Below are 25,712 nucleotides of genomic sequence, written 5' to 3'. Positions count from 1 at the left end.
CCCTGCAGCGGGGCCGTTCCCTCACGTCACCGGGGTGCGCCCGGCCGCGGAGGCCATGCCCAGCCAGGTGTGCCGGTTGCCCGCCCAGCACCAGCCGACCTTCGCCGTGCCCCGGCGCTCGCGGCCGTCCCGGCCGGTGCCGTTGCTGATCCACAGCGCCGGCGTCCGCGCGTCCAGGGAGCCGTCGGCCCGCCGCAGCCGCGAGCCGACGGTCATCGTGCAGGCGTTGCGCTCGAGCACGTCCGGGCACTGCAGCAGCCAGGTCAGGCCCTCGGTGACCGTCAGCGGCGTCCGGCCGGCCGCGCGGATCCGCGGCAGCGACTCGTCGGGCGTGCAGTTGCGGTACTCGTCGCCGCGCTCGGGGGCGGACAGGGCGTAGACCGGCGCGGGCGGCACGGCGTCGGCGAGCGGCGCGAAGTCGTCGAGGTCGGTCAGGTCCACGACGACGAACACCGGCCGGTCCCGCCAGGTCAGCAGGCCCGCGAGCGCCGAGGCCGGCAGCAGCGAGGGCGCCAGGACCAGCAGACCGTCGTCGGGCGCGCCGGCCGCCAGACCGCGCAGGTCGGCGGCGGACAGCCCCGCCCGCTCGGCGGCGCCGGCGGCGACGAGCCGCTCGGCCTGGGCGGTGGGAGAGGGCAGGGTGAGCAGGGCGGTGGGCACGTCGAGACCTCCGGCGACGGCGGCGGGCGGACCGGGGACCAACGCCCGGGGTCGTGGTCCGGTTCCGACCTCTGGCCCGTCGACGGCGCCGCGGCGGGGGGAGGACGATCACGCCATGGCGCTGAGGGGAACGCGGGATCGGGTGCGGCGGGGCGCGTGCGCGGCGGTGCTGGCGAGCGGCGCGGTGCTGCTCGCCGCGTGCGGCGGCACGAGCGGGAGCGGGGACGACCAGGCGGCCGGGCCGGGTGCGGTGAGCCCCGCGGCCGCGACCGAGGAGGCCCCCGAGCCCACCCCGGCGCCGACCCCGACCGAGGAGCCGGGCGGCACCGCCGCGTCCGGCGACCTGGCCGGCCGGCTGCTGCCCGCCGAGGCGTTCGGCGCCGACGCCGAGGTCGTCCGTCTCGACGGCGACCACGACGGCTGGCACGACGGCTGGCACGACGGCTGGCACGACGGCTGGCACGGCGGCTGGGGTTGGAGCGGCGGCTGGGGTTGGGGCTGGGGTGGCTGGCACGACCACGACGACGACGGGGACGGCGTCCACGACGGCTGGCTCGACGAGGTCACCGTGACGCCCTCGACGTGCCTGGACTACGTGCAGTCGCTGCCCGTGCCCTCGGAGGACGCCGCCGATCCGGCGGTCGCCGCGCAGGCCGCGCACACCGACGCCGTGCACAGCTACCAGGTGGTCGCCGAGGCACCCGAGCTCGAGGGGCTGGCGCTCCCGGTCGAGGAGCTCGTCGCCGCGTGCTCCTCGGTCACCGTGGACGGCCCGGGCGGGTGGGACGCCACCGTCACCCTCGCACAGGTGCAGGTGCCGGCCGTCGGGGCCGACAGCGGCGCGCTGCAGGTGACGGTCGAGGCCGGGGGCGGGGAGATGACCGCGCTGGTCGGGATCGCCGTCGACGGGCCGCGCGCGATGATGCTGAGCCAGACCGCCGCACCCGGCGACCCGGCGCCCGACGCCGCGGCGTTCGCCGGCCTCTTCGAGCAGGCCGGGGCGGCCGCCTTCGGGTGAGGCCCGGACACGGCGCGGCGCCCGTCCCCTCAGCGGGGGACGGGCGCCGCGCCGTGTCGGCGCTCAGGCCGGGACGAGGCCGGGAGCGCGCCACTCGTGGTGGTCGGCGACGGCGCTGCCGTCGGGGAGCAGCTCGCCGTCGTCGTCGAACAGGACGACGCCGTTGCACAGCAGGTTCCAGCCCTGCTCGGGGTGGCTGCTCACGACGGCCGCGAGGTCACGCGCGTCGCTGGTGGCGTCGGGGCAGGGGGTGGTGTGTACGCACATCAGGAGGACTCCCGATCGAGTCGGCGGGGACGCCGAGATGTCACTGGCGGTGAACGTCCGGTGACCGGACGTCTGCGAGTGTGCGCGCACGACCGGGACCTGTCAGGTGACGAAACTCACCAGCTGACCCCTTCGGGTCGTCAGTCCTCGCCATGGCGGCCGGTGTCGCGGCGGGCGGACCATGCCCCGCGATCGTCCCCGCGACCGTGCCCGCGACCGTTATCCCCAACTTCCGCGCTCGAATGGGTGGGAAGGGAGGGACACCGCGAGGGGGAGGGTCAGAGCTTGCGCAGCAGCACCCGGCGCACCGAGTGGTCGGCGGACTTCTGCAGGACGAGGCGGGCCCGCGACCGGGTCGGGGCGATGTTCTGCCGCAGGTTCGGCCCGTTGACCGCGGCCCAGATGGACAGGGCGGTGGTGCGCGCGTCGTCGTCGCTGAGGTCGGCGTAGCGGTGGAAGTAGGCGGAGGTGTCGGCGAACGCCGTCCGGCGCAGCGCGAGGAACCGCTCGACGTACCACTGCTGGATGTCGGTCTCGGCGGCGTCGACGTAGACGGAGAAGTCGAAGAAGTCCGACAGGAACACCTCGGGCACCCGGCCGTCCTCGCGGCGGCCGGCCTGCAGCACGTTGAGCCCCTCGACGACGAGGACGTCGGGGCGGTCGACCACCTGCCGCTGCCCGCCCAGCACGTCGTAGGACTGGTGGGAGTAGACGGGGGCGCTGACCTCGCCGCGCCCGGACTTCACGTCGGCCAGGAAGCGGATCAGCGCCCGCCGGTCGTAGCTCTCGGGGAAGCCCTTGCGGGCCATCAGCCCGCGGGCCTCCAGGACGGCGTTGGGCCACAGGAACCCGTCGGTGGTGACCAGGTCGACCCGCGGGGAGCCGGGGCCGGCGGCCAGCAGCGTCTGCAGCAGCCGGGCGGTGGTGCTCTTGCCGACGGCGACGCTGCCGGCGACGGCGATGACGTAGGGCACCTTGGCGGTGGTGTCGCCGAGGAAGCGGTTCTGCGCGGCCCACAGCCGCTGGCTGGCGGTGACGTGCAGGCTGAGCAGCTCGGCCAGGGGCAGGTAGACGGTGGCGACCTCGTCGAGGTCGATGCGGTCGCCGAGGCTGCGCAGGGCGCGCAGGTCGGCCTCGTCCAGCGGCAGCGTGCGCACGGCGGCCAGCGCCCGCCACGCGTCGCGGTCGAACGCCGCGTAGGGCGAGATGGAGGGGCGGGTCCCGGCCGTCACGGTGCCCATCGTGCCGCCCGGGTCCGCACGGCCCCGTCGCCGGGTCACCCGCGGGGGTGGGCGCCCCCGCGGACCCGGCCTCGACCGGCGCCCGAGGGGCCGGGCGCGTCTAGGGTGCCGGTGTGCCGACCCGCCCCGGGCTGCTCGACCGCGTCGAGCAGTACGCCGCCGTCGCGTCGCTGCCCGACGCGCCGCCGGTGACGGCCGGGGCGCTCGCGGTCCCCATCGGGCCGCCCGCCTGGCCGTTCCCCGCCCGGCCGCTGCCCGGGACGCGCGACGTCCCCGCCGACGACGTCCGCGCCGCGGTGGCCTTGCAGGAGGAGGCGGGGCTGCCGGCCGCCGTGGAGTGGGTGGCCGACCGGACGCCGACCCTCGCCGCCGCCGCCCGCGCGGCCGGGCTGGTGGTCACCGAGTTCCCGCTGCTGGTCGCGGACGAGCCGGTCGAGCTGCTGCTCCCGCACGGCGTGCGGCTGTACCTGGTCGGTGCCGAGGACCCGGCGCTGCCGCACTACCAGCACCTGCTGGAGACCGGGTTCGCCCCGCACGCGGAGGACACCGATGACCCCGGGCACCCCGACCAGGCCCGCACCGCCGTGCTGCGCGAGCGGGTCGCCACCGGCCGCACGGTGGTCATGGTCGCCGTCGAGGACGGCACGCCGGTCGCCGTCGGCTCGCACCAGCCGGTCGACGTCGACGGCACGGAGGTCAGCGAGGTCGTCGGGGTGGCCAGCTCGGTGCGGCGGCGCGGCCGCGGGGTCGGCGCGGCGCTGGCCTCGGCGCTGGTCGCCCAGGCCCGCGAGACCGCCGACCTGGTGTTCCTGACCGCCGGGGACGACGACGTCGCGCGGGTCTACGAGCGGGTGGGCTTCGCCTGGCTGGGCTCGACGGGGGTCGCCGCCCGCCCGGCGGGGTGACCGGCCGGCCCCGACCTCCCGCCCCGGGGGAGGTCGGAGCCGTCACGCCGGTCCTGCGCTCGGTCCTGCGCTCGGTCCGGGACCGCTCGGTCCCGGACCGCTCGGTCCTGGACCGCTCAGTCCTGGACGTAGACGGGGACGAGCACCGCGCGGGCCAGCGTGTGGCCGAAGAGGGTGAAGCCGTGGAAGGCGGGACTGGCGTCGTCGGGCACGCCGGTGTCCTCGACGTCGAGGGCGTGCACCACGGTGAAGTAGCGGTGCGGGCCGTGCCCGGCCGGGGGAGCGGCCCCGACGTAGCCGGCGAAGCCCGCGTCGTTGCGCAGCTGCCGGGCACCGGCGGGCAGCTGCGCGCCGTCCTGGGACCCGGCACCCGACGGCAGCTCGGTGACGTCGGCGGGGATGCCGGTGACCACCCAGTGCCAGAACCCGGACACGGTGGGGGCGTCGGGGTCGAACACGGTGACGGCGAACCCCTTCGTGCCCTCCGGGAAGCCGGACCAGGACAGCTGCGGGGAGTGGTCCTCGCCGCCGGCGCCCAGGACGCCGCTGACGTGCGGCATCGGCAGGACCTCGCCGTCCCCGACGTCGGTGCTGGTCACCGTGAACGACGGGACGGGCGGCAGGAAGTCGTACGGGCTCGGCGGGACGGGCCGGTCGGCCATGGCGGTCCTCTCCTCGGATCGGCGGGCGGCCGCTGCCGCCCGGGCCGACCCTAGGCAGCCGGCCTGCGCCGCGCGCCCCGGCCGAGGACCACCCGCGCACGCTCGTGCTCTGCCCACGGATCGGGGGCAGAGCACGAGCGGCGGGGAGGGAGCAGCCCCGCGCGGGTGAGGCTGCGGTCTCGACAGGTGGGCGCGCCCCCCGCGCCGTACCGTGGGGACTCGTGCTCGGACTCCCCGACGGCATCCGCGTCTGCCTCTTCGACATGGACGGCGTGCTCACGCGCACCGCCACCGTGCACATGGCCGCGTGGAAGCGGACCTTCGACGAGTTCCTCCGCGCCCGCGACCCGCAGGCGCCGGAGTTCACCCAGCTCGACTACAACCGCTACGTCGACGGCAAGCCCCGCGCCGACGGCGTCCGCGACTTCCTCGCCAGCCGCGGCATCACGCTGCCCGAGGGCACGCCGGACGACCCGCCGGACGCCCAGACGGTGCACGGCGTCGGCCGCCGCAAGAACGAGCTGCTGCTCACCGAGCTCGAGGAGAACGGCGTCGAGGTCTATCCCGGGTCGATGGCCTACCTGCGCGCGGCCAAGGAGGCGGGGTTCGCCACCGCGGTGGTCACCGCCTCGGCCAACGGCGAGCAGGTCATCACCGCCGGTGGCTTCGCCGACCTCATCGACGCCCGCGTCGACGGCGTGGTGACCGCCCGCGAGGGCCTGCGCGGCAAACCCGCCCCCGACACGTTCCTCGCCGGCGCCCGCGCGCTGGGCGTCGAGCCCGCGGCCGCCGCGGTGTTCGAGGACGCCCTCGCCGGCGTCGCGGCCGGCCGGGCGGGGGACTTCGGCTTCGTCGTCGGCGTGGACCGGGTGGGACAGGCCGACGCCTTGAAGGAGAACGGTGCCGACGTCGTCGTCACCGACCTCGAGCAGCTGCTGGAGGCGGGCAAGTGACGGAGGGGCGCGCCACCTTCCCGGTCGAGCCGTGGGCGCTGACCGAGATCGGCCTGGACCACGGCTCCCTGGGCGTGCACGAGTCGGTGTTCGCGCTCGCCAACGGGCACATCGGCCTGCGCGGGTCGTTCGAGGAGGGCGAGCCGATCGTCGTCCCGGGCACCTACCTCAACGGCTTCTTCGAGGAGCGGCCGCTGCCCTACGCCGAGGCCGGCTACGGCTTCCCGGAGCAGGGGCAGACCGTCGTCAACGTCACCGACGGCAAGCTGATCCGGCTGCTGGTCGGCGACACCCCGCTCGACCTCGACTACGGCGAGATCGTCGAGCACCGCCGCACGCTCGACCTGCGCCGCGGCGTGCTGCGGCGGGTCACCGAGTGGCGCTCGCCCAACGGCCGTACGGTGCGCGTGACGAGCACCCGGCTGGTGTCGCTGCGCCGCCGGTCGATCGCCGCGATCGAGTACCAGGTCGAGTGCACCGACGACCGGGGCGACCTCTACGTCGCGCTGCAGTCGGACCTGCTCGCCAACGAGCCGGTCGACAGCGGCAGCGAGGCCGACGACCCGCGTGCCGCGGCGGCGCTGCGCCGGCCGCTGACCAGCGAGCTCGCCGTCGGGCGCGGCCACCGCGCCGTCCTCGTGCACCGGACCAAGCGCAGCCACCTGCGCATGGCCGCCGGGATGGACCACGTCATCGACGTCCCCGACTCGGTCACCGAGGACATGGAGGCCGGCGAGGACCTCGCGCGCTACACGCTGGCCGCGCGGCTGCCCGGCCGCGGGTCCACCGTGAAGATGATCAAGTACCTGTCCTACGGCTGGTCGTCGCGGCGGTCCGCCGCGGCGCTGCGCGACCAGGTGGAGGGCGCGCTCGCCACCGCCAAGCTGGCCGGTTTCCCGCGGCTGGCCGAGGAGCAGAAGTCCGTCCTCGACGAGTTCTGGGCGCGGGCCGACGTCGAGATCGAGGGCGACGACGAGCTGCAGCAGGCGGTGCGGGTCGGTGTCTTCCACGTGCTGCAGGCCGGGCTGCGCGCCGAGCGGCAGCCGATCCCGGCCAAGGGGCTGACCGGTCCCGGCTACGACGGCCACACCTTCTGGGACACCGAGACCTACGTGCTGCCCGTGCTCACCTACGTGGCGCCGGAGGCCGCCCGCGACGCGCTGCGCTGGCGGCACTCGACGCTGGACCTGGCCCGCTCCCGGGCGCGCGAGCTCGGCCTGCACGGCGCGGCCTTCCCGTGGCGCACGATCCGGGGCGAGGAGACGTCGGGGTACTGGCCGGCGGGGACGGCGGCCTTCCACATCAACGCCGACATCGCCGACGCCGTCGTCCGCTACCTGCACGCCAGCGAGGACGAGGAGTTCGACCGGGACTTCGGCGCGGAGCTGCTGATCGAGACCGCCCGGCTGTGGGCCTCGCTGGGGCACTTCGACGAGGAGCACGGCTTCCGCATCGACGGCGTCACCGGGCCCGACGAGTACACGGCCGTGGTGGACAACAACGTCTACACGAACCTCATGGCGCAGCGGAACCTGCGCGAGGCGGCCGCGGCGGTCGAGCGGCAGCCCGACGTCGCCGGCCGGCTCCAGGTGACCGAGGAGGAGGCGGCGACCTGGCTGCGGGCCGCGCGCCTCATGGCCGTGCCCTACGACACGCGGCTGGGCGTGCACATGCAGTCCGACGCCTTCACCCACCACGAGGAGTGGGACTTCGCGAGCACCCCGCGCGAGTGCTACCCGCTGCTGCTGCACTACCCGTACTTCGACATCTACCGCAAGCAGGTGATCAAGCAGGCAGACCTGGTCATGGCGCTGCACCTGCGCGGGGACGCCTTCACCTTCGAGGAGAAGGTGGCCGACTTCGCCTACTACGAGGCCCGGACCGTGCGCGACTCGTCGCTGTCGGCGGCGCAGCAGGCCGTGGTGGCCGCCGAGACCGGGCACCTGGAACTCGCCTACGACTACTGGGCGGAGGCCACCCTCACCGACCTGCAGAACCTGCACGGCAACTCCGGCCACGGCCTGCACATCGCCTCCATGGCCGGCGGCTGGACGGTCGCCGTCGCGGGGTTCGGCGGCATGCGCGACCACGACGGGCGCCTGCTCTTCGCGCCGCGGCTGCCCGAGCGCATCAGCCGGCTGCGGTTCCGGCTGGCCTACCAGGGCCGCTCCCTGCAGGTGACGGTGACCAAGGAGCAGGCCACCTACCGGCTGCTCGAGGGCGAGGCGCTCGACGTGCACCACCACGGCCGCCGGCTGACCGTCGACCACGACGACGTGGTGGTCGACATCCCCCCGGCGCCCGACACGGGCAAGGTCACCCAGCCGCACGGGGCCGAGCCGCGCCGGCGCAGCCGGTACGGGGCCGGGTGAGTCCGGTCAGGGCAGCAGCAGCCACCTGACGGCGAGCGCCAGGGCGGCGACGTCGACGAGCAGGAAGACGTCCACCCACAGCACCGCGGGCAGCCGGGTGAGGCGGGCCAGCTGGTCGGCGTCGCTGTCCGGCGCGGCCCGCCGCCGGCGCGCCGCCTGCAGCTCGAGCACGGTGCGCGGTGCGGCCAGCAGCAGGAACCAGGTGACGGCCGCGGCGACGGCGGCCTGAGCGGCCGGGGGCAGCCACGTGGTGACGGCGGCCAGCGCCGCGCCGGTGGCCAGCACCGCCCACAGCCCGTAGAGGTTGCGGATCTGCACGAGCAGCAGCGCGAGCAGCGCCAGCACCGCCCACAGCACCCCGACCGCGTGCCCGGCCGCGAGCAGCGCCGCGGCGCCCAGGCCGAACAGGGCGGGGCCCACGTAGCCCGCCGCGCAGGTGAGCACCATGCCGGTGCCGGTCGGCCGGCCCCTGGAGACGGTCAGCCCGGAGGTGTCCGAGTGCAGCCGGATCCCGGCCAGGCGCCGGCCGGTCGCCAGCGCCACCAGCCCGTGCGCGCCCTCGTGGGCGATGGTCACGACGGTCCGCGCCGGCCGCCACAGCGCCGGGGTGCCGACGACGAGCAGCGCCACGACGGCGGCCGCGGCCAGGACCTCGAGGGGGAGCGGGGCCTCGGCGCTCACGCGGGTCCAGAGGCGGTCGACGGCGTCCATCCCGGCGAGTCAACCGCAGCCGCCCGGGAGCACCCGGGACGCGAGGCGCCGCCGTGTCGACCGTTATCCCCAACTGCCGCCTCGAACCACCCGACGCACCCCAGCGAGGGGAGAGGCACCGAGAGCGGGGGAGATCACGCCGCCACGGACTGCGGCGGCCGCCGCCGCTCGCTCATCCTGAGACGGTGACGTCGCTCCCGGTCGCCGCCCGGCACCTGCCGGTCACCGTCTCCTTCACCCGCCGCGCCGATCCCGCGCACACGCGGGAGATGACCGCCTGGATCCGGGCCGGGATGACGATGGCCGAGTCGTTCCCGGGCTTCCTGGGTGCCGGCTGGGTCCGCCCGCACGACGGCTCCGACGAGTGGCACATGCTCTGCCGCTTCGCCGACCAGCGGGCCCTCGAGGCGTGGGAGGCGTCCGCGGAGCGGGCCTGGTGGCTGCGCTCGGCCGAGGGGTTGGCCGAGGTGACCCGCACGGAGCGGCGTACCGGCATCGAGGGCTGGTTCGACCAGCCGGTCAGCACCGAGGTGGTGACGCCCTCCGGGCCGCCGCCCCCGCCGCGGTGGAAGCAGGCGACCACCATCTGGCTGGTCTTCTACCCGCTGAACCTGCTGGCCACGGTGACCCTCGGCGCGGCGCTCGCCGACGTGCACGTCGCCCTGCGGGTGCTCGTCGTGACCCTGACGCTCACCCCGATGATGACCTACCTGCTGCTGCCCTGGGTCACCCGCCGGCTGCAGTGGTGGCTGCACGGACGTCCCTGGCGGGAGCGGCGCGGCCGCTGACCGGTCCGCGACGGCCACGCGGCGGGGGAGCGCGCATCCCCGGCCCCCTGCCGCGGGCTCCCGGGCAGCTGTCGCCTCGTGCTCCCCGCTCGCCCTGGCGGGCGCGGAGCGGGCTCCACGACGGCGACGGGCGAGCCGCCTCCCTGCCGAGCGACGCGGACGCGCCTGCCGCCGGACCGCACCCTAGTCGTGATGACCGTTATCCCCAACTAACCATCGGAAAAAGCCAAGGGAAGGAACGAACAACGAGGGGGCGCCCGCACACCGCGGGTGCCCCGTCCGCTGCGGGGATCAGGACCGGCCGCGCCGCCGGTACGCCCAGCCCGCCGCGGTGACCGCAGCGACGAGGACGCCGGTGCACCACAGGACCGCGGTCCACCCGGAGGCCCCGACCGGCGTGCCGGTCAGCAGGCCGCGGACGGTCTCGATGACGGGGGTGATCGGCTGGTGCTCCGCGACCGCCCGCAGCGGGGTGGGGAGCGTCTCCGGCGGCACGAAGGCGCTGCTCAGGTAGGGCAGGAAGAGCATGACGAAGCTCAGCGCGCTCGCCGACTCCACGCTCCGGGCGAGCACTCCGAGGAACGCGGCCAGCCACGACAGCGCCAGCACGTACAGGAGCACCACGGCGGCGGCGGCGAGCCACTCCAGCGGTCCGGCGTCGGACCGGAAGCCCATGAGCACGGCCGCGGCGACGACGACGGCGGTCGAGACGGCGTTGCGCGCGACGCTGGCGACCACGTGCCCGGTGAGGACCGCGGAGCTGCGGATCGGCATGGACCGCAGTCGGTCGACCATCCCGCTCGTGGTGTCGGCGGCGACCGACATGGCGGTGGAGGTGGCGCCGTAGCCGGCGCACAGCAGCACGATGCCCGGGACCACGTAGTCGACGTAGGCGGCGCGGTTGCTGATCGCCCCGCCGAAGACGTAGACGAACAGGGCCATCTGCAGCAGGGGCAGCAGGATCGCCATCACGAGGGTGTCGACGTTGCGCCGGGTCAACCGCACGCAGCGGCCGGTCATCACGAGCTGGTCGGACAGGGTGGCCCGCGGGCCCGAGTGGCGGGCGACGGGGACGGTGGCAACGGTCACGGGAGGTCTCCTGGAGGCGGAGCGGTCAGGCGGGGACGGGAACGGCGTCGTCGCGCGCGGGCGAGGCGGGGGGTGTGCCGGTGAGGACCAGGAAGGCGTCGTCGAGGGTGGGTCGGGCGGCGGCGACCCGCTCGACCGGCAGGCCGGCGTCGCGGAGCCGGTCGAGCACCGTGTGCAGATGCGCGGCGGTGCCGTCCGTGGGGAGGGTGAGCAGCCGGCGCCCGGGGTCGACGACGGCGCCGGGCACCGCGGCCGCGGCGCGGGTGAGGTCACGGGCGTCGGTGAGCCGCACCTCGAGGCGGTCGCCGCCGACGCGTGCCTTGAGCTGGTCCGGGGTGCCCGAGGCGGTGACCCGGCCGCCGTCGACGAGGACCACCCGCGAGGCCAGCCGATCGGCCTCCTCGAGGTACTGGGTGGTGAGGACGATCGTCGTCCCGGTGTCGACGAGCTCGCCGATCGCGGCCCACATGGTGGCCCGGCTGGCCGGGTCGAGGCCGGTGGTCGGCTCGTCGAGGAAGAGCACCAGCGGGCGGCCGACCAGGCTCATCGCGAGGTCGAGCCGCCGGCGCATGCCACCGGAGTAGGTGGCCACGAAGCGGTCGGCCGCGCCGCCGAGCCCGAACCGGTCGAGCAGCTCGCCGGCCCGCGCCCGGGCGACCCGGCGACCGAGGTGGGCCAGCCGGCCGACCATGACCAGGTTCTCCCGCCCGGTCTGCCGTTCGTCGACGGCGACCGACTGGCCCGTGAGGCTCAGAGCGGCGCGGGCCTGCGCGGGATGGCGGAGGGCGTCGACACCGGCGATGCGCACGGCACCGGCGTCGGGACGCAGCAGGGTGGTGAGGATGCGGACGGTGGTGGTCTTGCCGGCGCCGTTGGGTCCGAGCAGGGCGAGGACCTCGCCCTCGGCCGCGGACAGGTCGACACCGTCGAGCACCCGGGTGTCCCCGAACGACTTGCACAGGCCGGTCGCCTCGACGAGCACGGCTCCTCCTCTGGGGTGGGATCACTGATGCGTACCTCGTACGCATGACAGCGTATGACGTACGCTCAATACGGCACAAGCTCCCGGCTACGCTCGCCGGGTCCGCGGGGGAGGGGAGGACGAGCGCATGGACGGGGCACCGCCCGAGCTACCGCCACGGGTCGCGCTCCTGTGGGGACGGCGCGGCCCCGCCCGCCGGGGGCGCACCTCTGCTCTGAGCGTCGAGGCGATCACCCGGGCGGCGATCCGGATCGCCGACGCCGAGGGTCTGAACGCCGTCTCGATGGCACGGGTCGCGGCGGAGCTGGCCAGCGCGCCGATGTCGCTGTACCGCCACGTGGACAGCAAGGACGAGCTGCTGCTGCTCATGTCCGACGCGGCTCTCGAGGGCGCGCCGGAACTGGCCGGCGCGGACTGGCGCGAGCGGCTGACCTCGTGGGCGTACGCGGTGCTGGGCTGCTTCCGGCGGCACCCGTGGTACCGGGAGATCCCGATCAGCGGGCCGCCGGTGGGGCCGCGCAACCTCGAGTGGTTCGACCGCGCCCTGGGCGCCCTGGCCGATACCAGGCTGCCGGAGGGCGCAAAGGTGCTCGTCGTCACCGGTCTCATGCCCGTCGTCCACGGCCAGGCGCGGCTGTCGATCGACCTCGCCGCGGGCTACGAGGCCGACCCGGAGGCGTTCGGCGCCGGCTTCGCGCGGGCCCTGGCCACGGTGGTCGACCCGGCCCGGTACCCGGCGCTGAGCAGGGCGATCGCCTCCGGCGTCTTCGCTCCGGAGGGTCCCGGCGGTGAGGACACCGCACCGGAGGGGTACGACGACTCCGGGCCCGAGTTCGCCTTCGCGCTGGGTTGCTACCTCGACGGTGTCGCCGCGTTCATCGAGCGGACCACCGGCCGGCGGTGACGGAGTCCTGCCTCCATCCGTTATCCCCAACAATGGGGATCATCAACCGGTGGTCCCGAAGACTGGTCAAACCAGCAGCGACCGGGTCAGGTCCACCGCGGTGTCGCGGGGGAGTGCGGCACCGACGCCACCCGCCCCGTACCGACCGGCACGCGAGCGGGGGACCCGGACTCATCGGCCGTGCCCGGTCCGGCCGGCGGCGCGCAGGCCCTCGCCCAGGAGCACGAGCGCGGCCACCGTCACGACCAGCACGAGGCTCGGCGCGACGAGCGCGTGCGGTGCCCGCGACGCCGCCTCGCCGCCCTGCTGGAGCAGGATCCCCCAGGACTCGGTGGGCCGCTGCAACCCGACCCCGGCGAAGGTCAGTACGGCCTCGGCCGAGATGAGCACCCCCGCGTAGGCGCTGGCGAACACCAGCAGCGGCCGCACGGCGGCGGGGAGCACGTGCCGGGTCAGCAGCCACACGGGGCCCGCGCCCAGGGCCCGCGCCGCGGTGACGTACTCGAGCGCGAGGACCTGCCGGGTGCTCGCCCGCACGATCCGCAGCATGGGCGGCCAGCTGAAGACCGCCAGGACGGCGACGACTTGCCACACGCCCCGCCGGTCGGTCGCGCTGAGCAGGACGACGCCGCCGAGCACGAGCGGGATGCCCGACCACACGTCGGTGACGCGCGAGACGACGCCGTCCAGTAGCCCCCCGGTGTAGCCCGCGAGCGCCCCGACGACGACGGCGAGCAGGCCGGTGAGGACCAGGACGGAGACCGCGAGCAGCAGCGACGTCCGCCCGCCGTACAGCGTCTTGGCGAGCAGGTCGCAGCCGAAGAGGTCGTGGCCGAACGGATGGGCCCACGACGGCGGCGCCAGCGAGTCGGCGAGGTCGCAGGACCGCGGGTCGTCGCCGGTCAGCGTGCCGGGGACCAGCACCGCGACGGTGAGCAGGCCCAGCAGCACGACGGCGACGCCCAGCGGCGCGTTCCACCGCCGGAGCCGCGCGACCGGGCGGACGGGGGACGGCACCCGGCGAGTCTCGCCGAGCGGGCGCCCCGGCGTCGACCGTGGTGATCACGGTGCTGCCACGATGACCGCCGTGCTCGCGTTCGCCCTCCGCCGGTCCGGGCAGGTGCTGCTCAGCCTCTGGGTGGCCGTGACGCTCGTGTTCCTCGCCGTGACGCAACTGCCCGGGGACCCGGTGCGCGCGCTGTTCGGCTTCCGGCCGGCGCCGCCGGAGCTCGTGGCGCGGATCCGCATCGACTACTCCCTGGACCAGCCCGTGCTCGTCCAGTACGGCCGCTACCTGGGCGACCTGGTGTCCGGCGACTGGGGGCGGGGTCTGCCGGCGGTCCGGGGGACCACCGTCGTACCCGGCCCGGCCGTCGCCGACGTCGTCGCCGGCGCCGCGCCGGTGAGCGCCGTGCTGCTGGCCGGCGCGATCGTCGTCCAGCTCGTCGTCGGGGTGGTCGCCGGCGCGCTGGCCGGCGGCGGCCGGGGGACCGGCCGAGGTGTGTACGCCGTGGCCACCGTGCTGGTCGGGACGCCGGTCGTGGTGGCGGCGTACCTGCTGCGGTGGGTCTTCGTCTCCGAGCTGGGATGGGCGCCGGTCAACGGCCGGACCGGCGATCCGGCGGCCTACGTGCTGCCGATCGTGGCGTTGGCGGCGCTCTCGACCGGGTACGCCGCGCTGATCACCCGGGCCGAGGTCGGCGACACCCTGCGCGCGCCCTACGTCCTGGCCGCCCGCGGGCGCGGGCTGCCGCCCTGGCGGGTGGTCGCAGTGCACGCGCTGCGCCCGGCGCTGACCCCCGTGGTGACCTTCGTGGCCGCCAACCTGGGTCAGCTGTTCGTCGGGTTGATCGTCGTCGAGGGCGTCTTCGGCATGCCCGGGGTCGGGGGCGCCGTGCTGGCGGCGATCCGGGCGCACGACCGGGCGCTGCTCCTCGGGCTCACGACGGTGGTCATCGCCACGGTCATGGTCGCCAACGCGGTGGCCGACGTCGCCGCGGCCGCCGTCGACCCGCGGGTCCGGCTGCGGCCGGCGGCCTGACGTCCCGGACACTCGAGGAGCTGGTCGTCCGGTCCGGGGAGCGGGTCCGTTCCGGATGAGTTGACATAATGTGCATTATCGGCGGAGCCTGGACGAGCGTCGGACGGGGTTCCGGGCGGCCCGCCGACGCCCACCCGGATCGCCGTGGCCCCGGTCACCAGGAGCGTCTGGAGCACTCGACGGCGCGTGCCGACGGTGCCGACCGCTGCCCGGGCCCGTCGGCTGCGCCGCCCGACCCGGGCTCGACCGTCGACCTGTCGCGTCCCGTCCGGGTCCCGCCCGGGTCCCGCCCGGCGACCAGCCCCGCCACCGACGCCCACCGGCATCCGGCTCGTCCGACGACCCCGCTCGCCGAGGTCCGCCTCCCGTGACCCCGGACGGCGCCGGACCAGCCCCGGATCGCCCGGATCGCCCGGATCGACCCCGGCCGCCGCCGGCGCCCCGTCCGGCCGCCTCGCTCCGCCACGGACCCCTCGTCCCCCATGCGCGACACCATCGTCATTGCGTCACTGTGACGCAATGACGGAGGTGTCGGCGGCTTCGACGGGCGGCTCGCCGGGTGCCTACGTAGGGTCGGGTGCATGCAACTCCGACGTCCGATCGCTGCTCTGCTGACCGCGCTGGCGCTCTTCGGGGGCGGCGCGACGCTCACGGCCTGCGGCGACCCGGCGGGGCTGGACCGCAACGACGGCACCACCGACGACAGCGAGAACACCAGCGGCGACGACCCGTCCGAGGAGTCGCAGGACAACCTGCCGGACAACAGCAACCCGGACCCGGGTGCGCCCGAGGACCAGGACGACGACACGCAGGACCCGGACTGACCGGTCGCTGACCGGCCGGGCCCGGACACCGGACTCAGCCGGCGGCGCGCTCGGAGACCCAGAGCTTGTCGAGCCGGCCCGTCGAGTGCACCAGGTCGGCCAGCATGCGCTCGAGCTCGGCCTTGGTGTGCCGCTCACCGAGCAGCGTCTGCACGTCCTCGAGCGCGCAGCGCAGCTGGAACAGCCGGTCCTGCAGGCCGTCGAGCTCGGCGCGCCGCACCAGGACGACGTCCTCGGACAGGCCGGCCTTGGCCGTGGCCGTGCGCTGCTCGTACGCCCGCTGCCGGCACGCCTGTCCGCAGTACATCCGCGGGCGGCCGACCGACCCGGCCTGCGGCAGCACCCGCCGGCACCACCCGCACCGCCGTTCGGCGCCGCTCCCCTGCCGTCCCGTCGTCTCCGTCGCCTTCCCGTCCGTCGCCCCGACCGCCCGGTCGAGCTGCTGCTTGCCCACGGCGGGCACGCTAGACGGCCCCACCGACAGTCCCGGCGGACACGCCCGACGGCCGGTGAGAAGGGGCTGGTGAGCGCGTCGGGGCCTCCGGTTAGCGTGTCGGCCGTGCCCCCCGCCCGGTTCGCCTTCCTCGACGGGCCGGCCCCGCTGGCCATGGCCCACCGCGGCGGCGCGATCGAGCACCTGGAGAACACCATGCCGGCCTTCGAGGCCTGCGTGGCGATGGGCTACCGGTACCTGGAGACCGACGTGCGGGTGACCGCCGACGGCGTCGTCGTGGTCTTCCACGACCCGAGCCTGGACCGGGTCACCGACCGTACCGGCCGCATCGAGCAGCTGCCGTGGGCGGAGGTCGCCGGCGCGCGCATCGGCGGCCGGGAGCCGGTCCTGCGGCTGGAGGAGCTGCTCGGCGCCTGGCCCGACGTCCGGTTCAACCTCGACATCAAGGCCGCCGGGGTGCTCGCGCCGCTGGTGCGCGTGCTGCGCCGGATGGACGTCCTCGACCGCGTCTGCCTCGGGTCCTTCTCCGACGCCCGGGTCGCGGCCGCCCGGCGGCTGCTGGGGCCGACGGTGTGCACGTCGCTGGGCCCGCGCGGCGTGGCGGCGCTGCGGCTGTCGTCCTACTCCCCCCGCGCGGCCGGGCTGGTGCGCGTACAGGCCGGCTGCGCCCAGGTGCCGCTGCAGCTGGGCGGCCGCGCCCTGGTCGACGAGCGGTTCATCGCCGCCGCGCACGCCCGCGGCCTGCAGGTGCACGTGTGGACCGTCGACACCGAGGAGGAGGCGACGGCGATGCTCGACCTCGGCGTCGACGGGATCATGACCGACCGTCCGGCCATGCTCAAGGAGCTCCTGCAGGCGCGCGGCCAGTGGGCGGGCCGGTGAGCGGCCTGCCCGGGCGGCTCGCCACCTGGCTGCGGGAGTGGCGGCCGACGCCGCCGCCGCTGCCCGACCACCTCGAGGGCATCCTCCGCGACACCGACCCCGAGTGGTTCGTCCGCGAGCTGGCCATCGCCGCGGCGCCGCCGTGGTGGTTCTGGCGGTTCACGCTGCGGAACTTCTCCTGGCTGGTCGACCTGTTCGGCCGGGTGGAGATCACCGGCTCCATCCCCGAGGAGCTGCGCCGCGGGCCGCTGCTGCTGGCCGCCAACCACGTCGGCGACTTCGACCCGTTCCTCATCGCCGTCGCGCTGCACCGCCTCGGCGTCGTGCCGCGGATCATGGCCACCGGCGGGATCATCTCCGCGCCGGTGGCCGGGCCGCTGCTCGAGCGCGCCGGCGGCATCCGGGTGCAGCGCGGCACCGAGGACGCCCGGCACGCGGCACGGGTCACCGAGGTGGCGCTGGTGCACGGCGGGCACGTCGTCGCCTATCCCGAGGGACGGGTCGGCCTGGCACCGGACGGGTGGCCCGAGCGTGGCCGCACCGGCATGGCGCGGCTGGCCCTCGGCGTCCGCGTCCCGGTGCTGCCGGTCAGCCAGTGGGGCGCGCAGGAGGTGCTGCAGTACGGCAACGACTGGGGGAAGCTGCGCACGCTGGCGCGCTCGCTGGTGCGGCGGCCGGTGCTGCGGGTGCACGTCGGGCCCCCGGTGTTCATGGAGGACCTCGAGGTGGGCCGGGTGGGCGACGCCAACCGCGCGCGGATGCGGATCGCCGCCGCGATCACCCGGGGGCTGGTGCCGCTGCGCGCGGCCAGCGGGCCGCTGCACCCCGACCCCACCCGGCCGACGACCGGCGCGGCGGCCTTCCCCGGCGGCGTGGTCCCCGACGACGTCCCCTGATCGAGGACGCACCGTGACCCCCCGGTGCTGGAAGTGCCCCGTCCCGGCTGGCACCCTCCGGCCGTGACCGCCCCCGAGCTGCAGGCCGCCCCGGGCCCCGCCGACCGCGCGCTGCGCCGCGAGCGCTTCGGCTGGTACTCCTACGACTGGGCGATGTCGGTGTTCAACACCAGCGTCACCACGGTCTTCCTGGGGCCGTACCTGACCACCGTCGCGGAGGACGCCGCCGGTGCCGACGGCCGGCTGCCCTTCCTCGGGCTGTCCATCCCGCCCGGCAGCTGGTTCTCCTACGTCCTGTCCTTCTCCGTCATCCTGCAGGTGCTCGTCCTGCCGATCACCGGCGCCGTCGCCGACCGGTCGGGCCGCAAGCGGCAGCTGCTCGGGGGTCTGGCCGCCCTGGGGGCGCTGGCGGCGACCTGCCTGTTCTTCGTCGCCGACGGGCGCTACCTGCTCGGCGCGGTGCTGTTCGTCGTCGCCAACGTCGCCTTCGGCGCGGCGACGGTCGTCTACTACTCGTGGCTGCCCGACCTGGCCGGCCCCGACGAGCGCGACGCCGTCTCCAGCCGCGGCTGGGCCTTCGGCTACGTCGGCGGCGCGCTACTGCTGGCCGTCCACCTGGGGCTCTTCCTGGGCGCGGAGTCCCTCGGGCTGACCTCCGGCGAGGCGGTGCGGATCTGCCTGGCGACGGCGGGGCTGTGGTGGGGCCTGTTCACGCTGGTCACCGTCTCGCTGCTGCGCGATCGGCCGGCGCAGGCCGCCGCGCACGGCGCCGCCACCAGCGGCTTCCGGCAACTGGCCGCGACGCTGAAGGGCATGCGGGCGTTCCCGCTGACGCTGTGGTTCCTCGGCGCCTACCTGCTGTTCAACGACGGCGTCCAGACGGTGATCTCGCTGTCGGCCACCTACGCCAGCGAGGAGCTGGGGCTGTCGCAGTCGGTGCTCACCGGCGCCATCCTCATGGTCCAGGTGGTCGCGGTCGTCGGGGCGCTGGGCCTGGGCCGGGTGGCCGCCCGCTACGGCGCCAAGCGCACCGTGCTCGGCTGCCTGGTGGCCTGGACGGCGGTGCTGGTGGCCGCGTACACGCTGCAGGAGGGCGCGGTCGCGCAGTTCTACGCGCTGGCCGCCGTCATCGGGCTGGTGCAGGGCGGCACCCAGGCGCTGTCCCGGTCGCTGTTCAGCCACCTGATCCCGGCCGGCCGGGAGGCGGAGTACTACAGCTTCTACGAGATCAGCGACCGCGGGACCAGCTGGCTGGGGCCGCTGGCCTTCGGCCTGACCTACCAGCTGACCGGCTCCTACCGGTACGCGATCGTCAGCCTGGTGGTGTTCTTCGTGGCCGGGTTCCTGCTGCTGCTGCGGCTGCCGATGCGCCGGGCCGTGGTGGCCGCCGGCAACACCCCGCCGGAGCGGCTGTGAGCGATCCGTCCGTCCCGCTCGCCGCGGTCCCGGCCGCGGGCGACCGGCGGCGCGCGCCCGCCCCGGCGCACCTGCGCTTCTTCCACGGCCCGATGGACTGCGGCAAGTCCACCCTCGCGCTGCAGGTCGACCACAACCAGAGCCGGCAGGGCCGCTCGGGACTGCTGGTCACCCAGGGCGACCGGTCGGCCGCGCCGCGGATCAGCTCCCGGGTGGGGCTCTCGCGCGACGCCGTCGAGGTCGATCCCGGCACCGACCTGACGCTGCTGGTGCGCAGCCACTGGGCCGACGGGCGGCGCGTGGACTACCTGATCGTCGACGAGGCGCAGTTCCTCAGCCCCGAGCAGGTCGACCAGCTCGCCGAGCTCGTCGACGCCTCGCACGTCGACGTCTACGCCTTCGGGCTGACCACCGACTTCCGCGCCCGGCTGTTCCCCGGCACGCAGCGGCTGCTCGAGGTGGCCGACGACGTGCAGCGCATCCAGGTGGAGGTGTTGTGCTGGTGCGGCCTGCCGGGCCTGCTCAACGCCCGCGTCGTCGACGGCGCGATGGTGCGCTCGGGAGCCACGGTGGTGGTCGCCGACACCGCGCCGACGCCGGCGCCGGAGGAGACCGACGACCCGGCCACCGGCACCGACGTGCACTACCAGGTGCTGTGCCGGCGTCACCACGTGCTGGGCCAGCTCGGCCCCACCCCGGCCGGCCCGGGGCAGCTCGCCCTCTCCTGAGGGGCGCGGCCTCCCCCGTCCGAGGGGCGGTGCGCGCGCCATTACCACCCCATGCGATGATGGGGAACCGACTCAGCGGAATCTCTCCGCGAAATCCGCCGTTGGTCTCCATGACACCCTCCCGCAGTGGGTACCCCCTGCTGCGCGGAGAGTCCTGACCGACACCACCAGCACGAGAGGACGGTGTGCCATGGGCGAGCGTTCCCTGCGGGGCAGCCGACTGGGCAGCGTGAGCTACGAGACCGAGCGGAACACCGCCCCGATCGAGCGGCAGTACGTCGAGTACAAGTGCCCCTCGGGTCACCAGTTCACCGTGCCGTTCGCCGACGACGCCGAGGTGCCCGACACCTGGGAGTGCAAGTTCGACGGCGGTTCGGCCAAGCTGGTCGGCGGCTCCGAGCCGGCGCCCAAGAAGGTCAAGCCGCCGCGGACGCACTGGGACATGCTGCTCGAGCGTCGCTCCGTGGAGGACCTCGAGGAGGTCCTCGCCGAGCGTCTCGAGGTGCTGCGCGGTCGGCGGACCCGCGCCAGCTGAGCTCGGCTCTCCTAGTCGGACGGCCCCGGTGGGACTCCCCACCGGGGCCGTTCTGCGTCCGCACCCGGTCCGGTCCCGTCGTCGGGCGGGCGTCCTAGCGGATCAGGTGCCCCTCCCCCGCAGCCCCTCCCCCGCAGCCCCGCCGTCGACGGCCTCGCCCTCGATGACCTCGCCCTCGATGACCCGCACCGGGCCGTGGGGCCGCGGGAACGTCTCCACCCGGGAGCTGCGCACCCGCACCGGCCCCGCGAGGCCCAGCGTCGCGGCCAGCCCCCGGCCGACGACGGCGCGCACCAGCGGCCGGGTGGGCGGCAGCAGGCACAGCAGGCCCACGACGTCGCCGAGGAAGCCCGGCAGCACCATGAGCACGCCGCCGGCGGCGACCAGCCCGGCGTCGGTGGCCGCGGAGCCCGGCGGGCGGTGCATCCGCGCGCGCTCCCGCAGGTCGGCCAGCGCCCGGGTTCCTTGGCGGGCCACCAGCGTCCAGCCCAGCACGGTGGTCGCCAGCGCGGCCAGCAGTGTCCAGGCCACGCCGATCCAGGCGGCGACCAGCGCGAAGACGATGATCTCGGCGAGGGCCCACAGCCCCGCCACCACGCGTACCCGGTGTGCCACGGCACTCCCTCGGTCCGGCCACGCGGGCGGCCCGGGTCCGCCTACCGGACCTCGCTGGACCGCCCGCCGTCCCGGACCCGTCCCGGCACGGGGTGAGGGACCCGGCCCGGCAGCCGATCGGCCAGCCGGTCCTGCAGGCCCCATCCGGTGACCCGTGCCAACGCCTCGACAACGATCGAGGACGTCATCTTGCTCCTGCCGAACTCGCGTTCGCTGAAGGTGATCGGCACCTCCACCACGCGGGCACCCGCGCGCCAGGCCCGCCAGGCCCAGTCGACCTGGAAGCAGTAGCCCTGGCTGGCCACCCGGTCGAAGGGCAGCCGGTCGACCAGCTCGCCGCGGACGGCGCGGAAGCCGCCCGTGGCGTCGGCCAGCGGCAGCCGCAGCGCCCGGCGGGTGTAGGCGTTGCCCAGACGCGAGAGCAGCAGCCGCCGGCGCGGCCAGTCCTCCACGCTGCCGCCGGGCACGTAACGCGAGCCCAGCACCAGGTCGGCGCCGTCGAGGGCGGCCAGCAGCGCCGGCAACTGCTCGGGGTGGTGGGAACCGTCGGCGTCCATCTCGACGAGGACGTCGTAGCCCCGCTCGCGGCCCCACCGGAAGCCCGCGACGTAGGCCGGGCCCAGCCCCGCCTTCCCGGTGCGACGCAGCACGTGCACCCGCGCGTCCAGCGCGGCGAGCTTCTCGGCCAGGTCTCCGGTGCCGTCGGGCGAGCCGTCGTCGACGACGAGGGCGTGCGCGTCGGGGACGGCGGCGTGCAGCCGGTCGAGGACCGGCTCGAGGTTGTCCACCTCGTCATAGGTGGGGATGACGACCAGGACCCGCGGCGCGCTCACCGGGCGGCCCGCCGGCGGCGCCCGGCGGGGACGGCGACGGCCAGGACGGCGCCCGCACCCAGGGCGGTGAGGACCCACTCCGGGGCGGCGCCGAGCCGCTCGGCGAGCGTGGTGGAGTCACGCTGGGCGACGTCCTCGACGAAGACCGCGGGGGTGAACAGCTCCGAGCGGCGGGCCAGCGACCCGTCGGGGGCCACGACCGCGGAGATGCCGCTGGTGGCCGCGACGACGACGGTGCGGCCGAACTCGACCGCGCGCAGCCGGCTCGCGGCCAGCTGCTGCTCGCTCTCGTCGGTGAACCCGAAGGTGGCGTTGTTGGTCTGGACGACGAGCATGCCGGCGCCGGCCTCGACGGTGTCGGCGACGAGGGAGTCGTAGACCACCTCGAAGCAGATGACGTCGCCGACCCGCGCGCCGCCCATCTCCAGCACGCCGACCTCGGTGCCGTGGGCGAAGTCGCGGCGGACCAGGTCGACCTTGTCGCTGAAGAGGCGGAAGAAGCCGCGCGCGGGCACGTACTCGGCGAGCGGGACCGGGTGCCGCTTGACGTAGGTGTCACCGGGCCCGGTCTCGGGGTCCCACACGATGCCGGTGTTGCTGATGAACCGGCCCGGTCCCTCGACCACCGCGCCGACCAGGATCGGCGCGCCGACCACCTCGGCGGCCCGGCTGATCTGCCGCGCGGCGTCCTCGTTGAGGTAGGGGTCGATGTCGGAGCTGTTCTCCGGCCACACCACCAGGTCCGGCTGCGCCCGGTCGCCGGCCGCCACCGCCGCGGCGAGGGAGATCGTCTGCTGCACGTGGTTGTCCAGGACCGCGCGGCGGCGGGCGTTGAAGTCCAGCCCGGCCTGCGGGACGTCGCCCTGGATCACCGCGACGGTCCGCGTCGGGCCGCCCTCGGTGAGGGAGGGACCGGGCAGCGGCAGCCAGGCGAGCGCGCCGAGCAGGGGACGGCGAGGACGGCGGCGACAGCGGCGGCCGCGGCGCGCAGCGCGGGACGCCGGGTGCCGCGGTCGGTCCCGGCGGCGCGCCAGGCCCGGGCCAGCGCCAGGACGGCGGCGGCCAGCAGGGTCCCGGTGAGCGCGACGGCGAAGGAGACCAGCGGCACCCCGCCGTAGGCGGCCAGGGACAGGAACGGCCCGTCGGTCTGGCTCAGCCCCAGCCGGCCCCAGGGGAACCCGCCGAGGGGAACGCGGCCGCGCAGGGCCTCCTCGGCCACCCACAGCGCCGCGGTCCACAGCGGCCACAGCCGCGACCGGGAGACCGCCGCCGACGCCGCCCCGAGCAGCGCCACGAACAGCGCCTGGGAGACCGCGAGCGCCAGCCAGGGGAACGAGCCCACGTAGACGCCGCTCCACGACAGCAGCGGCACGAAGAACGCCAGGCCGAGGACCAGGCCCAGCCACGCCCCCGAGCGGGCCCGGCGGCCGCGGACGGCCAGCGCGAGCGCCGCGGGGCCCAGCACCGCCAGCGGCGGGAGGGAGTGGCCGGGGAAGGCGAGCAGCAGCGCGAGGCCGCCGGCGAGGGCCAGCAGGGTGCGCCACGGCAGGCGGTGGCGGGACCGTCCGCCGGACCCGGGCGTGGCGGAGCCGGTGGCCACCGCCTCGGTCACGGCTGCTGGCGGCACTCCCGACCTCCCCGCGTGGGTCTCCCGCGGGCGGCGCCCGCGGGACGGCCGCGGTCACGGCCCGTCGACCAGCATCCCACCCCGCGGGGCGCGTCCTCCCGCGCGACCTGCGGGGTCCCCCGGGCGTGCGGTCGCCGGACCGGGTGGTTACAGCGACCGCACCGGCGTCCCGGCGACGACGAGCTGCCGGCACCCGGGCCGCAGGCGGCGGTCGAGGACGGCCGAGAGGGTGGCGTCGGTGTCCCACAGCGCCAGGTCGGCGGGGGCGCCGGGCGCGAGCGGGCCGGCCGCGGTCTCGGCACCGATCGCGTGCCAGCCGCCGTGGGTGGCCGCGTCGAAGGCGTCGAACGGGCGCAGGCCCGCGCCCGCGGTGCGGTGGTCGACCGCCGCGTGCACGCCGCCCCAGGGGTCCATCGGCGTCACCGGGGCGTCGCTGCCCAGTGCCAGGGCCACCCCGGCGTCGGCGAGGTCGGCGAACGGGTTGCAGGCCGCGGCGCGGTCGGCGCCCAGGCGCTCGGCGTACATCCCCGACGGGCCGCCCCACGTGGCGTCGAAGGCGGGCTGGACGCTGGCGACCATCCCCCACGCGCGCATCCGCTCGACCGCCTCCGCGCCGGCCATCTCCACGTGCTCGAGCCGGTGGCGGCAGGCCCGCACCGCCGGGAGGCCCAGCTCCGCGACCACCGCGCCGACGGCGTCGAGGACCTGGCCGACGGCGGCGTCGCCGATGCAGTGGAAGCCGGCCTGCACGCCGGCGGCGGTGCACGCGCGCACGTGCTCCACCAGCTGGGCGGTCGCGAAGCGCAGCGCGCCGGCGGTGCCGGGGCGGTCGCGGTAGGCAGCGCTCAGCGCCGCGGTGTGCGAGCCGAACGCGCCGTCGCAGAACAGGTCGCCGCCGGCGCCGGCCAGGCCGAGCTCGCGCACCAGCTCCAGTCCGCCGCGCTCGGCCAGCTCGCCCCAGTAGCCGGCCACCCGCGGCCCGGGCCGCTCCCGGGCGAGGACCAGCAGCGCGCGCAGGTCCTCGGCGCTGGACACCTCGGGTCCGGCCATCTCGTGCAGGCTGCCGATGCCCAGCCGGGCCGCCTCGGCGAGGGTGGCGGCCTGCGCGGCGGCGCGCTGCTGCGCGGTCACCGCTCCGTAGGCGGCCTGGCGGGCGGCGTGGTGGGCGTCGAGGCGCAGCTGCCCGTCGGGCGAGGCACCGGGCAGGTCCCGGATCCCGGGCACGAGGTCGAGCAGCGCCGTCGAGACGGTGGCGGAGTGGACGTCGACACGGGCGAGGTAGGCCGGGCGGTCCCCGACGACGGCGTCGAGGTCGGCGCGGGTGAGCCCGCGGCCCTCGGGCCAGCCGGTCTCGTCCCAGCCGGTGCCGAGCAGGATCCCCGGCGGAGCGGTGCGGACCGCCTCGGCGACCGCCGCCACGGCGTCGGCGAGGCTCGACCTCGAGTGGAGGTCGAGGCCGGTGAGTGCCAGGCCGGTCGCCGTGGCGTGCACGTGCGCGTCCACGAACGCCGGCGTGAGCAGCGCGCCCTCCCCCGCCATCACCTGCCCGGCACGCGGCGCGTCGGCGGCGGCGCCGATCCAGGTGATCCGCCCGCCGGCGACGTGCACGGCGCGGCCGGGCCGGTCGCCGACGGTCACGTCGGTGAGCAGCAGGTCGGGCGGGACGTCGGCGGTCGGGGAGTCGGGCGGGGTCACGCCGCCGAGCATGACGGCGTCCCGCGGGCGGTCCGGCGGCGGGTGCGTGGATAGGGCGGGACACGCCGGGTAGGCAGCCGCGGTGCCGGACGGGGAACTGCTCACCGACCGGCTGCGGCTGCGCCCGTGGACGACCCGCCGCGACGACCTCGCCCGCCTGACGGACATGTACCGGCGCGAGGAGGTGACCCGCTGGCTGGGCGGCACCCCCTCGGTGGGCCCGGTCGAGCTCGTCTGCCGGTGGGCGGAGATCCGCCGCGCCGACCCGCTGCACGGCACCTGGGCGATCGAGGTCCGCGGCCCGGCACCCGTCGTGGCCGGCACGGTGCTGCTCAAGCCGCTGCCCGGCGGCGTCGGGGAGGTCGAGGTGGGCTGGCACCTGCACCCGGACAGCTGGGGCCGCGGCTACGCCACCGAGGCGGCCGGGGCGGTGGTCGAGCACGCCTTCGGCGCCGGCCTGCCGGAGGTCTACGCCGTCGTGCGGCCCGGCAACGAGGCCTCGCTGGCGGTGTGCCGCCGCCTGGGCATGGCGCCGCTGGGCCGGCTGCGCCGCTGGTACGACGTCGAGCTGGAGGCCTTCCGGCTGATGGCGCCGGTGGTGGTGGAGTAGCCGC

The 25,712-nt window shown here is 75.9% G+C and carries 28 protein-coding genes; 14 read left to right on the top strand and 14 right to left on the bottom strand.

Features of this window, described 5'->3' with window-relative positions; all coding sequences use genetic code 11:
* Positions 1–21: 21 nt before the first annotated feature.
* Positions 22–660: a DUF5701 family protein gene (locus tag JD79_RS17355; protein WP_245900177.1), complete on the bottom strand. Its 639-nt coding sequence runs from the start codon at positions 658–660 to the stop codon at positions 22–24.
* A 115-nt stretch (positions 661–775) separates the two neighbouring features.
* On the opposite strand from JD79_RS17355, the gene JD79_RS17350 reads away from it, so the two are divergent.
* Positions 776–1,678: a hypothetical protein gene (locus JD79_RS17350; protein ID WP_146220478.1), complete on the top strand. Its 903-nt coding sequence runs from the start codon at positions 776–778 to the stop codon at positions 1,676–1,678.
* 63 nt (positions 1,679–1,741) lie between these two features.
* Here the strand turns inward: JD79_RS17350 and JD79_RS17345 are convergent, their stop codons facing one another.
* Together JD79_RS17345 and coaA are read right to left on the bottom strand one after the other, a co-directional pair.
* Positions 1,742–1,945: a DUF5999 family protein gene (locus JD79_RS17345; RefSeq protein ID WP_110006544.1), complete on the bottom strand. Its 204-nt coding sequence runs from the start codon at positions 1,943–1,945 to the stop codon at positions 1,742–1,744.
* 278 nt (positions 1,946–2,223) lie between these two features.
* On the bottom strand, positions 2,224–3,186 hold the full coding sequence (gene coaA, locus JD79_RS17340; protein WP_110006543.1) for a type I pantothenate kinase: 963 nt from the start codon (positions 3,184–3,186) through the stop codon (positions 2,224–2,226).
* A gap of 113 nt (positions 3,187–3,299) precedes the next feature.
* On the opposite strand from coaA, the gene JD79_RS17335 reads away from it, so the two are divergent.
* Complete coding sequence (locus JD79_RS17335; protein ID WP_110006542.1) at positions 3,300–4,091, top strand: GNAT family N-acetyltransferase; 792 nt, start codon at positions 3,300–3,302, stop codon at positions 4,089–4,091.
* 116 nt (positions 4,092–4,207) lie between these two features.
* On the opposite strand, the gene JD79_RS17330 is transcribed toward JD79_RS17335, so the two are convergent.
* Entirely contained in the window at positions 4,208–4,753 is a 546-nt protein-coding gene (locus tag JD79_RS17330) for a YbhB/YbcL family Raf kinase inhibitor-like protein (RefSeq protein ID WP_110006541.1), read from the bottom strand.
* A gap of 221 nt (positions 4,754–4,974) precedes the next feature.
* On the opposite strand from JD79_RS17330, the gene JD79_RS17325 reads away from it, so the two are divergent.
* Both JD79_RS17325 and JD79_RS17320 read left to right on the top strand, forming a co-directional pair.
* Positions 4,975–5,706, top strand: a complete 732-nt coding sequence (locus tag JD79_RS17325) for a beta-phosphoglucomutase family hydrolase (RefSeq protein WP_110006540.1) — start codon at positions 4,975–4,977, stop codon at positions 5,704–5,706.
* Positions 5,703–8,078, top strand: a complete 2,376-nt coding sequence (locus JD79_RS17320) for a glycoside hydrolase family 65 protein (protein WP_110006539.1) — start codon at positions 5,703–5,705, stop codon at positions 8,076–8,078. Before JD79_RS17325 ends, JD79_RS17320 begins: the two co-directional genes overlap by 4 nt.
* A 6-nt stretch (positions 8,079–8,084) precedes the next feature.
* Here the strand turns inward: JD79_RS17320 and JD79_RS17315 are convergent, their stop codons facing one another.
* A complete protein-coding gene (locus tag JD79_RS17315; protein WP_110006538.1) occupies positions 8,085–8,789 on the bottom strand; it encodes a M50 family metallopeptidase in 705 nt (234 codons plus the stop codon).
* 185 nt (positions 8,790–8,974) lie between these two features.
* Between JD79_RS17315 and JD79_RS17310 the strand changes: the two genes are divergently transcribed.
* Positions 8,975–9,577 (top strand): antibiotic biosynthesis monooxygenase, encoded by a 603-nt coding sequence (locus JD79_RS17310; RefSeq protein WP_245900176.1) that lies wholly within the window; start codon positions 8,975–8,977, stop codon positions 9,575–9,577.
* A 291-nt stretch (positions 9,578–9,868) separates the two neighbouring features.
* Here the strand turns inward: JD79_RS17310 and JD79_RS17305 are convergent, their stop codons facing one another.
* Together JD79_RS17305 and JD79_RS17300 are read right to left on the bottom strand one after the other, a co-directional pair.
* The gene (locus tag JD79_RS17305; RefSeq protein WP_211308028.1) at positions 9,869–10,666 is read right to left on the bottom strand and encodes an ABC transporter permease; all 798 of its coding nucleotides are present in this window, start codon (positions 10,664–10,666) and stop codon (positions 9,869–9,871) included.
* A gap of 25 nt (positions 10,667–10,691) precedes the next feature.
* Positions 10,692–11,648 (bottom strand): ATP-binding cassette domain-containing protein, encoded by a 957-nt coding sequence (locus JD79_RS17300; RefSeq protein WP_110006537.1) that lies wholly within the window; start codon positions 11,646–11,648, stop codon positions 10,692–10,694.
* Positions 11,649–11,775: 127 nt separating this feature from the next.
* Between JD79_RS17300 and JD79_RS17295 the strand changes: the two genes are divergently transcribed.
* Entirely contained in the window at positions 11,776–12,552 is a 777-nt protein-coding gene (locus JD79_RS17295; RefSeq protein WP_110006536.1) for a TetR/AcrR family transcriptional regulator, read from the top strand.
* 171 nt (positions 12,553–12,723) lie between these two features.
* Here JD79_RS17295 and JD79_RS17290 read toward each other — a convergent pair whose 3' ends face one another.
* Positions 12,724–13,569 carry an ABC transporter permease gene (locus JD79_RS17290; protein ID WP_110006535.1) on the bottom strand — a complete coding sequence of 282 codons (846 nt, stop codon included), beginning with the start codon at positions 13,567–13,569 and terminating at the stop codon, positions 12,724–12,726.
* A gap of 61 nt (positions 13,570–13,630) precedes the next feature.
* Between JD79_RS17290 and JD79_RS17285 the strand changes: the two genes are divergently transcribed.
* Together JD79_RS17285 and JD79_RS17280 are read left to right on the top strand one after the other, a co-directional pair.
* Positions 13,631–14,593 carry an ABC transporter permease gene (locus JD79_RS17285; protein ID WP_110006534.1) on the top strand — a complete coding sequence of 321 codons (963 nt, stop codon included), beginning with the start codon at positions 13,631–13,633 and terminating at the stop codon, positions 14,591–14,593.
* Between the two features lie 581 nt (positions 14,594–15,174).
* The gene (locus JD79_RS17280; protein WP_110006533.1) at positions 15,175–15,417 is read left to right on the top strand and encodes a hypothetical protein; all 243 of its coding nucleotides are present in this window, start codon (positions 15,175–15,177) and stop codon (positions 15,415–15,417) included.
* 34 nt (positions 15,418–15,451) lie between these two features.
* Here the strand turns inward: JD79_RS17280 and JD79_RS17275 are convergent, their stop codons facing one another.
* Complete coding sequence (locus JD79_RS17275) at positions 15,452–15,871, bottom strand: hypothetical protein (protein ID WP_245900175.1); 420 nt, start codon at positions 15,869–15,871, stop codon at positions 15,452–15,454.
* A 105-nt stretch (positions 15,872–15,976) separates the two neighbouring features.
* Here JD79_RS17275 and JD79_RS17270 point away from each other — a divergent pair, with 105 nt between their 5' ends.
* The 5 genes from JD79_RS17270 to JD79_RS17250 all read left to right on the top strand — a co-directional run bounded on the left by JD79_RS17270 (position 15,977) and on the right by JD79_RS17250 (position 20,328).
* Positions 15,977–16,753, top strand: a complete 777-nt coding sequence (locus tag JD79_RS17270) for a glycerophosphodiester phosphodiesterase family protein (protein WP_211308027.1) — start codon at positions 15,977–15,979, stop codon at positions 16,751–16,753.
* Positions 16,750–17,649: a lysophospholipid acyltransferase family protein gene (locus JD79_RS17265; RefSeq protein ID WP_245900174.1), complete on the top strand. Its 900-nt coding sequence runs from the start codon at positions 16,750–16,752 to the stop codon at positions 17,647–17,649. The genes JD79_RS17270 and JD79_RS17265 overlap by 4 nt, the downstream gene beginning before the upstream one ends.
* A 63-nt stretch (positions 17,650–17,712) precedes the next feature.
* A complete protein-coding gene (locus JD79_RS17260; protein WP_110007805.1) occupies positions 17,713–19,065 on the top strand; it encodes an MFS transporter in 1,353 nt (450 codons plus the stop codon).
* Entirely contained in the window at positions 19,062–19,793 is a 732-nt protein-coding gene (locus JD79_RS17255; RefSeq protein ID WP_110006532.1) for a thymidine kinase, read from the top strand. Before JD79_RS17260 ends, JD79_RS17255 begins: the two co-directional genes overlap by 4 nt.
* 190 nt (positions 19,794–19,983) lie before the next feature.
* Positions 19,984–20,328: an RNA polymerase-binding protein RbpA gene (locus JD79_RS17250; protein ID WP_110006531.1), complete on the top strand. Its 345-nt coding sequence runs from the start codon at positions 19,984–19,986 to the stop codon at positions 20,326–20,328.
* 102 nt (positions 20,329–20,430) lie between these two features.
* Here JD79_RS17250 and JD79_RS17245 read toward each other — a convergent pair whose 3' ends face one another.
* The 5 genes from JD79_RS17245 to JD79_RS17230 form a co-directional block, all read right to left on the bottom strand.
* On the bottom strand, positions 20,431–20,943 hold the full coding sequence (locus tag JD79_RS17245) for an FxsA family protein (protein WP_110006530.1): 513 nt from the start codon (positions 20,941–20,943) through the stop codon (positions 20,431–20,433).
* A gap of 41 nt (positions 20,944–20,984) precedes the next feature.
* Entirely contained in the window at positions 20,985–21,776 is a 792-nt protein-coding gene (locus tag JD79_RS17240; protein WP_110006529.1) for a polyprenol monophosphomannose synthase, read from the bottom strand.
* Positions 21,773–22,648 carry an apolipoprotein N-acyltransferase gene (gene lnt / locus JD79_RS23935; RefSeq protein ID WP_245900173.1) on the bottom strand — a complete coding sequence of 292 codons (876 nt, stop codon included), beginning with the start codon at positions 22,646–22,648 and terminating at the stop codon, positions 21,773–21,775. The genes JD79_RS17240 and lnt overlap by 4 nt, the downstream gene beginning before the upstream one ends.
* Positions 22,645–23,403, bottom strand: coding sequence for a hypothetical protein (locus JD79_RS23930; protein ID WP_245900172.1), 759 nt, complete (start codon positions 23,401–23,403; stop codon positions 22,645–22,647). The genes lnt and JD79_RS23930 overlap by 4 nt, the downstream gene beginning before the upstream one ends.
* Before the next feature lie 147 nt (positions 23,404–23,550).
* The gene (locus tag JD79_RS17230; protein WP_245900171.1) at positions 23,551–25,098 is read right to left on the bottom strand and encodes an amidohydrolase; all 1,548 of its coding nucleotides are present in this window, start codon (positions 25,096–25,098) and stop codon (positions 23,551–23,553) included.
* A gap of 82 nt (positions 25,099–25,180) precedes the next feature.
* Here JD79_RS17230 and JD79_RS17225 point away from each other — a divergent pair, with 82 nt between their 5' ends.
* The gene (locus tag JD79_RS17225; RefSeq protein ID WP_110006527.1) at positions 25,181–25,708 is read left to right on the top strand and encodes a GNAT family N-acetyltransferase; all 528 of its coding nucleotides are present in this window, start codon (positions 25,181–25,183) and stop codon (positions 25,706–25,708) included.
* Positions 25,709–25,712: the final 4 nt, after the last annotated feature.

Source organism: Geodermatophilus normandii (genome assembly GCF_003182485.1).
Lineage (GTDB): Bacteria > Actinomycetota > Actinomycetes > Mycobacteriales > Geodermatophilaceae > Geodermatophilus > Geodermatophilus normandii.
The sequence above is the reverse complement of the archived record's forward strand: the minus strand, read 5'-3'. Positions and strand labels throughout refer to the sequence as shown.